This window comes from Serratia montpellierensis (assembly GCF_020858655.1).
Lineage (GTDB): Bacteria > Pseudomonadota > Gammaproteobacteria > Enterobacterales > Enterobacteriaceae > Serratia > Serratia montpellierensis.
The window spans coordinates 173,726-186,276 of the sequence record NZ_VOSN01000015.1 but is presented as its reverse complement, the minus strand read 5'-3'; the positions used below and the strand labels follow the sequence as shown (position 1 = coordinate 186,276).

11 protein-coding genes and 1 tRNA gene are annotated in these 12,551 nt (G+C 59.4%); 7 read left to right on the top strand and 5 right to left on the bottom strand.

All coding sequences use genetic code 11. The features are described from left to right. The first annotated feature begins 85 nt into the window (after positions 1–85). Positions 86–943, top strand: a complete 858-nt coding sequence (locus FUU19_RS17580; protein ID WP_060435024.1) for an AraC family transcriptional regulator — start codon at positions 86–88, stop codon at positions 941–943. Positions 944–977: 34 nt separating this feature from the next. Here the strand turns inward: FUU19_RS17580 and actS are convergent, their stop codons facing one another. Next, entirely contained in the window at positions 978–1,733 is a 756-nt protein-coding gene (actS, locus tag FUU19_RS17575) for an amidase activator ActS (protein ID WP_225529544.1), read from the bottom strand. A 149-nt stretch (positions 1,734–1,882) separates the two neighbouring features. Between actS and FUU19_RS17570 the strand changes: the two genes are divergently transcribed. The 6 genes from FUU19_RS17570 (at position 1,883) to FUU19_RS17545 (ending at position 7,636) form a co-directional block, all read left to right on the top strand. Beyond that, complete coding sequence (locus FUU19_RS17570) at positions 1,883–2,452, top strand: HdeD family acid-resistance protein (protein WP_033644791.1); 570 nt, start codon at positions 1,883–1,885, stop codon at positions 2,450–2,452. Between the two features lie 137 nt (positions 2,453–2,589). Next, positions 2,590–2,928, top strand: coding sequence for a hypothetical protein (locus FUU19_RS17565; RefSeq protein WP_141966820.1), 339 nt, complete (start codon positions 2,590–2,592; stop codon positions 2,926–2,928). Positions 2,929–3,196: 268 nt separating this feature from the next. Further along, a complete protein-coding gene (locus FUU19_RS17560) occupies positions 3,197–3,811 on the top strand; it encodes a 2OG-Fe dioxygenase family protein (protein ID WP_230490971.1) in 615 nt (204 codons plus the stop codon). Beyond that, on the top strand, positions 3,808–5,040 hold the full coding sequence (locus FUU19_RS17555) for a cysteine desulfurase-like protein (protein ID WP_230490970.1): 1,233 nt from the start codon (positions 3,808–3,810) through the stop codon (positions 5,038–5,040). Before FUU19_RS17560 ends, FUU19_RS17555 begins: the two co-directional genes overlap by 4 nt. 95 nt (positions 5,041–5,135) lie before the next feature. Continuing rightward, positions 5,136–5,483 carry a hypothetical protein gene (locus FUU19_RS17550; RefSeq protein WP_225529547.1) on the top strand — a complete coding sequence of 116 codons (348 nt, stop codon included), beginning with the start codon at positions 5,136–5,138 and terminating at the stop codon, positions 5,481–5,483. A 155-nt stretch (positions 5,484–5,638) separates the two neighbouring features. Then, complete coding sequence (locus FUU19_RS17545; protein WP_230490969.1) at positions 5,639–7,636, top strand: BCCT family transporter; 1,998 nt, start codon at positions 5,639–5,641, stop codon at positions 7,634–7,636. A gap of 167 nt (positions 7,637–7,803) precedes the next feature. Here FUU19_RS17545 and FUU19_RS17540 read toward each other — a convergent pair. The 4 genes from FUU19_RS17540 to recJ form a co-directional block, all read right to left on the bottom strand. Next, positions 7,804–7,877: transfer RNA gene (locus FUU19_RS17540), tRNA-Gly, on the bottom strand. 147 nt (positions 7,878–8,024) lie between these two features. Then, a complete protein-coding gene (gene lysS, locus FUU19_RS17535) occupies positions 8,025–9,542 on the bottom strand; it encodes a lysine--tRNA ligase (protein WP_004931697.1) in 1,518 nt (505 codons plus the stop codon). A 9-nt stretch (positions 9,543–9,551) separates the two neighbouring features. Next, a protein-coding gene (prfB, locus tag FUU19_RS17530; RefSeq protein ID WP_096242572.1) for a peptide chain release factor 2 occupies positions 9,552–10,650 on the bottom strand; the annotation gives its coding sequence in 2 pieces (ribosomal slippage) (positions 9,552–10,574 and positions 10,576–10,650; 1,098 coding nt in all). Between the two features lie 166 nt (positions 10,651–10,816). After that, entirely contained in the window at positions 10,817–12,550 is a 1,734-nt protein-coding gene (recJ, locus tag FUU19_RS17525; protein ID WP_141966814.1) for a single-stranded-DNA-specific exonuclease RecJ, read from the bottom strand. Between the last annotated feature and the right edge of the window lies 1 nt (position 12,551).

The window sequence follows — 12,551 nt, the reverse complement described above, 5'->3', positions numbered from 1 at the left end:
TTTTCCTGCGGTGGCAACTCAGCATCATCCGTCAGGAGAAGCGGCGGCGACTCGGGCAAAGTTCAGGCATGGAGGAGACAATCACATGACCCACACGTATGCAAAGCGCTTTGCGCAGGTCTTTGACTATATCGACCGCCACCTGGACGAGGCGCTCACCGTCGAAAAACTGAGCGAAGTGGCCCATTTTTCGCGCTTTCATTTTCAACGCCAGTTTAGCGCGTATTGCGGCATCTCGGTGTGGCGTTATATCCAGTGGATGAGGCTTAAACGCGCCTCTTACCGCCTGGCGTATAACCCGCTGGAGCCGGTGATTGACATCGCGCTGGACGCCGGTTTTCAAAACCCGGAGTCCTTCAGCCGCGCCTTCAAACAGGCGTTCAGCCAAACGCCGAGCCAGTTTCGCAAACAGCCGGCCTGGATCGATTGGCAGCAGCGCTTTCCCGAGCCGAAACACAAAAGGAAACAACCCATGAAGGTAGACATTGTCGATTTCCCTGCCACCCCGGTGGCGATGATCGAACATAGCGGCCCGCCCGCGCTGGTCAACGAAACCGCCGCACGCTTTATCGAGTGGCGCAAAACCAGCGGCCTGTCGCCGGTCAGAAGCAGCCGCACTTACGGCATCGCCCCGCACGATCCGGCCATCACCGAAGCGCAGGACTTCCACTTCTTCATTTGCGGCGAGGTCACGGCGCCGATCCCGGAGGACAACGCCTTTGGCGTGGTGAACGGCACGCTGCCGGCCGGGCGCTGCGCGGTGCTGCGCCATCACGGCTCGCTGGATGGGCTCTCGGAAAGTGCCCACTATCTGTACCGCGAGTGGTTGCCGGCCAGCGGCGAGGAGCTGCGCGATTTTCCGCTCTATTTCCACTACCACAACTTCGTGCACGAGGTGGCGGAATATGAACTGGTGACCGATCTTTACCTGCCGCTGAAATAGCTGACATCTGGCTCCGCAAGGAGCCAGATTGACGTTAACAGGACGGCGATGAACCTTGCGGCGGCAGATAACGCTGCGGATCGAGTGCGGTAGCGCGATAGCGGATCTGGAAGTGCAGGAACACCGAATCGGTGCCGGTGCTGCCCATGGTGCCGATCTTCTGCCCCGCTTTCACATCCTGACCGTTGCGCACCAGCGTAGTGTCGTTGTGCGCATAGGCGGTAATAAAATCTTCGCCGTGCTTAATCATGATCAGGTTACCGTAGCCGCGCAGCTGGTTGCCGACGTACACCACTTTGCCCTTGGCGGAAGCGTAAATCGGCTGGCCGCGTTTGCCGGCGATGTCGATGCCCTTGTTGCCACCATCTGAATTGGAGTAGGCCTGCACGATCCGGCCGCTGGTCGGCCAGCGCCAACAGCGGGCGGCGCCCGGCGGCGGCGTCTGCTTGGCGATCGCAGCGGAAGACGAAGAGGTTTTACGACGCGTGGCGGCGGTTTTGGTCGGCGCGCTGCCGCTCAGCCGCAGTTTCTGCCCCACTTCCAGGCTATAGGGCGGGCGTATCTTGTTGATTCTGGCCAGATCGCTGACTTCGCTGTCGGTGATCCAGGCGATGTAGTACAGCGTATCGCCCCGTTTGACGGTGTAGGACTTGCCGGTGTAGGTGCCCTTCGGCAGTTTGTCGTAGTCGCGGTTGTAGGCATTTTTACCCGAACACCCGGCCAACAACAGCCCCAATGTCAGACACGCCGCGATGCGGCGCCACCCAGCCCATTTGCTTCCTGTGCTCAAATCCAGTCCTCGGTCGTCTTTTCGGTTCTGATACCCGTCAGCCGCACAGTGTAACATTTGCGCCGGATCAGTCAAAAACCCCCAGAGGGTCTATGCTAAACAGGTAAGGATGACTGATTAATTACCCAACGACGAAATGGAGTACTGTCATGTTGAACCTCGACCGCAATAATCTGCCCCTCCTGAGCGAAGAACTGCTCAAAAAGCAACGCACCACCCTGCTGATCATCGCTTTCCTGCTGCTGGCGGGTGGCATACTGTGCCTGGTCAATCCTTTCGCCTCCGGTGCGGCGCTGAGCATCGTGGTCGGCATCCTGCTGCTGTTGAGCGGCGCCGGGCTGATTATCGCCATGATCGCCAACCGGGCGCAGAATACCTGGCCGATGATCGGCGGCATTCTGCTGGGCGTGGCCTACCTGATTATCGGCTATGTGTTCATCACCAGCCCGCTGGCGGGCATTCTGGCGCTGGCGGTCTACCTCGCCGTGCTGTTCGCGCTCGGCGGCATCGCGCGCCTGGCGGCGGGCTACATGCGCCGCGGGCTGCCGGGCAACTGGCTGCAGTTCGTTATCGGCGTGCTCGATTTGATCATCGCCTGGATGCTGATCGGCTCAGGCCCGGCGGCGTCGGTCACGCTGGTGACGGCGATCGTCGGCATCGAGATGCTGGTCAGCTCCTTTGCGCTGTTCCAGGCGGCGAATCTGTTTAAACGCGCCTGATCGTAGCGGCCCGCCGCCGGCGGGCCCTCATCCTCTCCCCCGTTTGCAAACACAACGAGGCGATACCCCCTCGGCTTGTCCGTGGTTATCTTCATCGGTAAGTGCCAATATAGGCGCAGACAAGGGAGCTGAAACCGATGACAACCCATTCCAACCCGTTGAACTCGCGGGAAGTCTGCCTGCAATTACGCCACTTCAATCAGGTAATCGGGCAACAATGCCGCAATATGGCGCGCCAAAAAACCACCTGCCCGTGCTGCCTGACGGACATCGCCACCGGCTGCGATGCCGGTATCAAACTGTGTGGGCAGCAGCTAGCCAAACCCAATCCGCAAACCCCGTTATTCCGGCAGATTCGCAACTTGCTGCTCGACCTGCGCGCAGAAGCGATAGGGGTTCACAGAATCGACGCCCTGAACCGCACCAATAACGAAATATCCTGGCTGTTGCGCGAGCTGTATTTCGAGACGTTCTGAACATAAGGGCCGCGCGCCCATCGCTTAACGTCAATCGGCGCGGCTATCATCCGCGCCGAATCATGGCGACCCCATTCTCATCTCCCCCTTATTCTCCCCCTTTTAGCGCGGGCGTTCATCCAGCTTTACGACCGCCGTCACACCTCGCCACCGCCAAATTGCGTTGGTTATAGAGTCGTCTACAATTCAATCGAATTACCCCCTACAACATCAGAAATTATTATTATTAGAGGTGATTATGTTACAGAAACACGAAAACGTAATAAGTATGACTGTACTAAGCCCGCAAGCCACCCAACAACTGATGCCTTCGTTTTCTTCCTTGCCCCACACGCAACACGCCGACGGCAAATATCGCCTGCGCCGTTATTCGGTCGTCAAATACCTCAACCCCAACGTCGCCGAAGTGGGTCCTCGTACCTTTATGCAATCCGATCAGATAAACCATTTCCAGGGCAACGTGGTGCGCCGCTTCGAGCCTATCGACAGCGCCGTGCTGCAGAGCGCCGGCATGGCGGAGATGTGCAACCTGTTTGCCGAAAATAACGAACTGCCGGAAGGCGCCGAGATAGAGATCCACCAAATGCGCGTGGTCGCCATCCAAAAAGATACGCTGGTGGCGCCGGAAGGCATTCACCAGGACGGTTTCGACCATATCGCCATGATCGCCATTCACCGGCACAACATCGTCGGCGGTGAAATCATGCTGTACGACGACAGCCACCACGATCCCTTCTTTAAAAAAGCGCTGGCGGACGGTGAAGCCGTGCTGCTGGCGGACAGCAAACTGTGGCACAACGCCACGCCGATCAACGCCGTAAGCCCGAACGAAGAAGGCTATCTGGATCTCTTCGTCCTCACCGCGCGGGGAGAGAAAGCATGACCTTTACGCCCGAGCTCGCCCGACGCCAGTTCAGCGCCCTGTCTCAGCACATCGACGGCAAACCGGCGATCTTTTTCGACGGCCCCGGCGGCGCACAGGTTTCACGGGGCGTGCTGGAGAAAATGACGGACTACCTGGGGACATACAACGCCAACCTGGGCGGCCACTACTTCTCCAGCCGGGTCACCGGCGAGGTGATGGGCCAGGCGCGGGAATCGGTGCGCGCCTTGTTAAATGCGCCTTCGCCCGACAACATCGTCTTCGGCATGAACATGACCACGCTGACCTTTCATCTCAGCCGTATCATCAGCCGCGACTGGCAGGCCGGCGATGAGGTCATCGTCACCGCGCTCGATCACTACGCCAACGTCTCCAGCTGGCAGCAGGCCGCCGCAGACAAGGGTGCCGTGGTGCATCAGATACCGCTGGAGAGCGCCGACTGCGCATTGGATGCCACGAAAGTGTGTGAGCGCATCAATGCCAACACCCGCCTGGTGGCGGTCAGCTACGCTTCCAACGTCACCGGCAGCATCGTCGATATCAGCGCCATCGTCGAAGCCGCGCATCGGGTCGGTGCGCAGGTGTATGTCGACGCCGTGCACTATGCGCCGCACAACCTGATTGACGTACAGGCGCTGGGCTGTGATTTCCTGGTGTGCTCCGCCTACAAGTTCTTCGGCCCGCACGTCGGCATGGCCTACATCGCGCCGCAGTGGCTGCAGCGCCTGCGTCCGTACAAAGTCGAGCCGGCCACCGACGTTGGCCCCGGCCGTTTCGAGACCGGTACTCAGAGCTTCGAAGCGCTGGCCGGCGTCGCGGCCGCTATCGAGTATCTGGCGCAGTGGGGGACGCCGGGCGCGCCGTTAAGGCAGCGTTTGCAGGAGAGCTTCGCCGCCTACCACCGGCATGAAGAGGCGCTGTGCCGCCACTTTTTGCAACGGCTGCAACAGCTCGACGGCGTGCGGCTCTACGGCCATTCACAGGCGGACAGCGCGCGCCGCACGCCGACCTTCGCCCTGACCTTCAGCGGCCATACGCCTGACGCAATCGCCCGTCACCTCGGGCAGCACAACATCTGCGCCGGCAGCGGGCATTTCTATGCGCTGGGCCTGATCCAGCAGTTGGGGTTACAGGACGGCGGCGTGCTGCGCATCGGCATGATGCACTACAACACCCAAGGCGAAATAGACACGCTGTTTAAGGTGATCGCCGAAGATATCCTCAGTTAACTCGCCACATCGGCCCGCTCACCTTATTCAGCGGGCCATCGCGGCACGCTGGGGGTAGAATCAAGGGAATTTTATTTTAGAAATGGATTTTTACTTTGCGAAAATATGCAGTTATCGCCGCCGCATTGATGATGTCTTCCTGTGCCACGCCGGAGAAATGGGAAGCGCAAACGGCAACCCCAACGCCCCTTGAAGCGGCCAGAACCCACTGCCGGCAAGAGGCCGAACAGCGCTATCCCGTGAACCTGTCTTTGCACGCCAGCTCGCCGACCTTCTCCTCCATGACGATCAACGGCACGGAGATCCCCAACGCCGGTGGCGGCGCTTTCCCCTCGGACAGCAATGAAATGCGCAGAACAGAATTCGTTAATGCCTGCATGAAATTGGAAGGATGGGAAAATAAAAATAAGGTGACGGGATTATTGGCATTTTTATTTAACTAACGGCAACACGGAATAACTCGGAATTACCGCGCTCAGGCAGCGGTAATTCCGCCCTATTGACCGGCACCGACAGCCTGACTATTTTGCTACGATATAACAGGTTACACCTCTCCTCCATTCAGGGCGATAATCAAACAAATGGAATAAATCAATTTATGAGTGAGAAAGCCCCCCCCCTAAAAAAGCCGCAGAGCCATATCAACAAAGCGGTATTCTTCACCTCTGCAGTCCTCATTTTTCTTCTGGTCGCGTTCGCCGCCTTTTTCCCCGACGTCGCCGACAAGAACTTCAAGCTTCTGCAGCAACAAATTTTCACCAACGCCAGCTGGTTTTATATTTTGGCCGTGGCGCTGATTTTGCTCAGCGTGACGTTTCTGGGGCTTTCCCGCTACGGCGACATCAAACTTGGCCCCGATCATGCGCAACCCGATTTTCGCTACCACTCATGGTTTGCCATGCTGTTTTCAGCGGGGATGGGCATCGGCCTGATGTTCTTCGGCGTGGCAGAACCGGTTATGCACTATCTCTCGCCACCGGTCGGCACGCCCGAGAGCGTCGAGGCGGCCAAACAGGCCATGCGCCTGACCTTTTTCCACTGGGGGCTGCACGCTTGGGCGATCTACGCCATCGTGGCGTTGATTCTGGCCTTCTTCAGCTATCGGCATGGCCTGCCGTTGACTCTGCGCTCTGCGCTTTATCCGATCATCGGCGACCGCATTTATGGCCCTATCGGCCACGCCGTCGATATCTTCGCCGTCATCGGCACCGTATTCGGGGTCGCGACCTCGCTGGGTTATGGCGTGTTGCAGGTCAACGCCGGGCTTAACCACCTGTTTGGCGTGCCGATCAACGAAACCGTTCAGGTGATCTTGATCGTGGTGATTACCGGGCTAGCCACCATTTCCGTGGTTTCAGGGCTGGAGAAAGGCATACGCTTTCTGTCAGAGCTGAACCTTGGCCTGGCGCTGTTGCTCCTGGCCTTGGTCCTGCTGTTGGGGCCAACCGTCCTGCTGTTGAAATCCTTTGTGGAAAATACCGGCGGCTATCTGTCCGAGCTGGTCAGCAAGACGTTCAACCTGTATGCCTACGAGCCAAAATCCAGCAACTGGTTAGGCGGATGGACGCTGCTCTACTGGGGGTGGTGGCTCTCCTGGTCGCCTTTTGTCGGTATGTTCATCGCTCGGGTTTCCCGCGGCCGAACCATCCGCGAATTTGTCACGGGCGTGTTGTTCGTCCCGGCAGGCTTCACCCTCATGTGGATGACGGTGTTCGGCAACAGCGCCATTTACCTCATCATGGAACAGGGCGCGACAGACCTCGCCACTACGGTACAGCAAGATGTGGCGTTGGCGTTGTTTAACTTCCTGGAGCATTTCCCGTTCTCCAGCGTGCTTTCGTTTATCGCCATGGCGATGGTGATCGTCTTTTTTGTCACGTCCGCCGATTCCGGCGCCATGGTCGTAGATACGCTGGCTTCGGGCGGCTCCAGCAACACGCCGGTTTGGCAACGCATTTTCTGGGCGTCGCTGATGGGCATCGTCGCCATCGCCTTGCTGATCGCCGGGGGGCTCAGCGCGCTGCAAACCGTCACCATCGCCAGCGCATTGCCGTTCTCGGCCATCTTGCTGATATCCATTTACGGTTTGCTTAAGGCGCTGCGCCGCGACCTGACCAAGCGCGACAGCCAAAATATGGCCACCATCGCCCCCACCGCCGCCCGCAACCCCATTCCCTGGCAGCGCAGGCTGCGCAATATCGCCTATCTGCCAAAACGCTCGCTGGTTAAGCGCTTTATGGATGAGGTTATCCAACCGGCCATGACGCTGGTGCAGGAAGAGCTGAGTAAACAAAACACGCTCAGCAGCATCAACGCCACTGCGGAAGACCGCATTCGTTTCGAGGTCGATTTGGGCGATGAGCTTAACTTTATCTATGAAGTCAGACTGCGCGGCTACAGTTCGCCGACGTTCGCTCTGGCCGGGCTGGATAACGATGAACAGCAAGCCGAGCAGCACAAGTATTATCGCGCGGAGATCTACCTGAAAGAAGGCGGCCAGAACTACGATGTCATGGGCTGGAATCAGGAGCAGTTGATCAACGATATTCTCGACCAGTACGAGAAACACCTGCATTTCTTGCATCTGGTGCGCTAAAGAGCGACATGCCGTCCCCAGGGGCGGCATTTTTTTGCCCTGCTTTCCTCACCACGGCGCTGATGATGCTGGTGGGATGGCGGACAACCAGTGATAACGCTTACAGGGGCAAAGGATTGGGTTGGGGTAATCTTTCGGAGAATCAGGATGTTTTCAGGAGGGAATGCTGGAGCGGGTGAAGGGAATCGAACCCTCGTATGCAGCTTGGGAAGCTGCCGTTCTACCATTGAACTACACCCGCATCGGTGTGCGACAGGCATTATAACCGGTTATCGGCGGCGGGCAAGCGGAGATGGCGCGTAACTGTCGATGTTTTAAGCGGTTAGGTCCGGCGGGCGAAAAAAAACCGGCGCAGTTGCCTGCACCGGTGGTTTCACGCTAAACGGAATTATTTCTGTGGGCGCATCGCCGGGAACAGAATTACGTCGCGGATGGTGTGGCTGTTGGTGAACAGCATCACCATACGGTCGATACCGATGCCCAGACCGGCGGTCGGCGGCAGGCCGTGCTCCAGCGCGGTGACGTAGTCTTCGTCGTAGAACATCGCTTCGTCGTCGCCGGCGTCTTTAGCGTTCACCTGATCGGCAAAGCGCTGCGCCTGGTCTTCGGCGTCGTTCAGCTCGGAGAAGCCGTTGCCGATTTCACGGCCGCCGATGAAGAACTCGAAGCGGTCGGTGATTTCCGGGTTCACGTCGTTGCGGCGCGCCAGCGGCGACACTTCAGCCGGGTACTCGGTGATGAAGGTCGGCTGAATCAGATGGCTTTCCGCCACTTCTTCGAAGATCTCGGTCACGACGCGGCCCAGACCCCAGCTCTTCTCAACCTTGATGCCGATAGATTCGGCGATGGCTACCGCTTTGCCCATGTCGGCCAGGTCAGCCAGATCGGTTTCCGGACGGTATTTTTTGATCGCCTCGGTCATGGTCAGCTTCTCGAACGGCTTGCCGAAGTCGAACACTTCGTCGCCGTACTGCACCTGAGAGGTGCCCAGCACTTTCTCGGTCAGGGTGCGGAACAGGGTCTCGGTCAGCTCGATCAGGTCTTTGTAATCCGCGTAAGCCATGTAGAGTTCCATCATGGTGAACTCTGGGTTGTGACGCGGAGAAACGCCTTCGTTACGGAAGTTGCGGTTGATTTCGAACACGCGCTCAAAGCCGCCGACCACCAGACGCTTCAGATACAGTTCCGGCGCGATGCGCAGGTACATGTCGATATCCAGCGCATTGTGGTGCGTGATGAACGGACGCGCGGACGCGCCGCCCGGGATCACCTGCATCATCGGGGTTTCGACTTCCATGAAGCCGCGTTCCACCATGAAGTTACGGATAGCCGACATCACCTGCGAACGCACCTTGAAGGTGTTGCGCGATTCTTCGTTGGCGATCAGATCCAGGTAACGCTGGCGGTACCGGGTTTCCTGATCCGCCAGGCCGTGGAATTTATCCGGCAGTGGGCGCAGCGCTTTGGTCAGCAGACGCAGTTCGGTGCAGTGGATCGACAGTTCGCCGGTCTTGGTTTTGAACAGCTTGCCGCGCGCGCCGAGGATATCGCCCAGGTCCCACTTCTTGAACTGCTCGTTGTACACGCCTTCAGCCAGATCGTCGCGCGCGACGTACAGCTGAATGCGGCCGCCCACGTCCTGCAGCGTGACGAAGGATGCCTTGCCCATAATGCGGCGGGTCATCATGCGGCCGGCGACGGTCACTTCTACGCCCAGCGCTTCCAGCTCTTCGTTGTCTTTATCGCCGTACGCGGCGTGCAGTTTGTCGGAGGTGGAATCGCGACGGAAGTCATTCGGGAACGCAATGCCGTTCTCACGCAGGCCGGCCAGTTTCTCGCGGCGGGACTGCAGTTCGTTATTGAGATCCAGCGCCTGATCGGCGCCCTGTACTTGTTGTTCAGACATTTCTATTCCTCATAACCCGGCTTTCAAACTTGCCTCAATGAATTTATCCAGGTCGCCATCCAGTACGGCCTGCGTGTTACGCGTTTCGACGTTGGTGCGCAAATCCTTGATGCGGGAGTCATCCAGCACGTAAGAACGGATTTGGCTGCCCCAGCCGATGTCGGACTTGTTGTCTTCCATCGTCTGCTTATCAGCATTTTTCTTTTGCATCTCAAACTCGTACAGCTTGGCTCGCAGCTGTTTAAACGCTTGATCCTTGTTCTTATGCTGAGAACGATCGTTCTGGCACTGCACCACGATGTTGGTTGGCAGGTGAGTAATACGTACGGCGGATTCGGTTTTGTTGACGTGCTGACCGCCCGCACCAGAGGCACGGTACACGTCGATACGCAGATCCGCCGGGTTGATTTCGATATCGATATCGTCGTCCACTTCCGGATAGATGAACACCGAGCTGAACGAGGTGTGGCGACGGCCGCCGGAGTCGAACGGGCTCTTGCGCACCAGGCGATGCACGCCGGTTTCAGTGCGCAACCAGCCGAACGCGTAGTCGCCGATGATCTTGATGGTGGCTGATTTCAGGCCCGCGACGTCGCCGTCGGATTCTTCGATCACTTCGGTCTTGAAGCCCTTGGCTTCGGCCCAGCGCAGATACATGCGCAGCAGCATGCTGGCCCAGTCTTGCGCTTCGGTGCCGCCGGAACCGGCCTGGATATCCAGGTAGCAGTCGGCGCTGTCGTATTCGCCGGAGAACATGCGGCGGAATTCCAACTGATCCAGCTTGCTCATCAGTTGATCCAGCTCGGCGACCGCTTCGTTGAAGGTTTCTTCGTCGTCGGCTTCCACCGCCAGTTCCAGCAGCCCGCCGACGTCTTCGCCGCCCTGCTCCAGCTGATCGATGGTTTCAACGATGGCTTCCAGCGCGGCGCGCTCTTTACCGAGCGCCTGTGCGCGCTCCGGCTCGTTCCAAACGTCCGGCTGCTCCAGCTCGGCGTTGACTTCTTCTAGGCGTTCCTTCTTGGCATCATAGTCAAAGATACCCCCTAAGAACCGCAGTCCGCTCGGACAGGTCCTGAATTCGGTTTTTTACCGGGTTAATTTCAAACATGGTTTCGTTCTTTTACGTTGATGTCGTCGATGGCGGAATGCCATTGGAACCGCTAATTCTAACGGATCCGGGCGGCAGTTTATAGCGAGTTGGTCAGTTTTTGTGGCGATCGGGAAGGATGCAGGGGATTGGAGAGCCCAATCCCCGAATTGTGTTCAATTTCGCCTCAGCGCGGCCAAAGATGCTGGATCAGCAGCTGCACGTTGCGGTTGCCGCGAAACTCGTTGACGTCGAGCTTGTAGGCCAGTTCCACCTCGCGCACGCTGCTGTCAGGCCACAGCGTGGTGTCCACGTTGAACGCGATGCCGTCGAGCAACGGGCCGCCGCCGAGCGGCTCCACCATCAGCTTCAGGTGTTTCTCGCCCACCAGCCGCTGCTGCAGGATGCGGAACTTGCCGTCGAAGGTCGGTTCCGGGAACGCCTGGCCCCACGGGCCGCCCTCGCGCAGCAGCTCCGCCGTCGTCAGCGACAGCTCCTGCATCGCCAGTTCGCCGTCGGACCAGATCACCCCTTCCAGCATCGCCGGATCGAGCCATTCGCCCACCAGCTCGCCGAAACGCTGGCGGAACTCGTCGAATTTGGCCTCTTCCAGCGACAGCCCGGCCGCCATCGCGTGGCCGCCGAACTTCATCATCAGCCCGGGGTTCAGCATATCCAGCCGCTCCAGCGCATCGCGCATGTGCAGGCCGGGCACCGAACGGCCGGAGCCTTTCAGGATGCCGTCACCCGCCGGCGCGAACGCGATCACCGGGCGGTGGAAACGCTCTTTGATACGCGAAGCGAGGATGCCCACCACGCCCTGGTGCCATTCCGGGTGATACATCGCCAGCCCGTAAGGCAGCTCGGTGCTGGTGCGCTCCAGCTGATCGCACAACTGCAGGGCTTCCACCTGCATGCCCTGCTCTATCTCGCGTCGCGTCTGGTTCAAGGCGTCGAGATCGTTGGCCAGCATACGCGCCTGCGCAATGTCGTCGCTCAGCAGCAGCGCCACGCCGATAGACATGTCGTCCAGCCTGCCGGCGGCGTTGAGGCGCGGGCCGAGGGCGAAACCGAGATCGTTGGCCGCCAGTTGGCGGGCGTCGCGGTTGGCCACCTCAAGCAGCGCGCGGATACCCGGTCGGCATTTGCCGGCGCGAATACGGTTTAATCCCTGATACACCAGAATACGGTTGTTGGCGTCCAGCGGTACCACGTCAGCCACGGTGCCGAGCGCCACCAGATCCAGCAGTTCCGCCAGATTGGGCATCGCCAGCGCGCGCTGTTCGAACCAGCCGCTGTCCCGCAGCCGGGCGCGCAGCGCCAGCATCAGGTAGAACGCGACGCCTACCCCCGCCAGCGATTTGGACGGGAAGCCGCAGCCACGCAGGTTGGGGTTAACGATCGCTTCGGCCGCCGGCAGGGTCTCGCCCGGTAGGTGGTGATCGGTCACCAGCACCTGCATGCCTTTGGCGTGCGCCACATCGACGCCGGCGTGGGAGGAAATACCGTTATCGACGGTGACGATCAGCTCCGCGCCGCGCGCCGCCGCCTGCTCCACCACTTCGGGGCTCAGGCCGTAACCGTCTTCGAAACGGTTAGGCACCAGATAATCGACGGCTGCGCCGCCCATGCTGCGCAACGCCAGCACCGTCAGCGCGGTGCTGGTGGCGCCGTCGGCGTCGAAATCGCCCACCACCATGATGCGGCGGCCGTCGGCCAGCGCCTGTTGCAACAGGCTGACGGCGTCGTCGATGCCGTCCAGCTGTTGCCAGGGCAGCATGCCTTTGACGCCGCGTTCCAGCTCTTGCTCAGCCTGCACGCCGCGCAGGGCGTAAAGCCGACGCAGCAGCGGCGGCAAACTGGCGGGCAGATGCGTGTCGTCCGCCGCCGGGCGGCGGCGTAGTTGCGTTTTGATACTCACC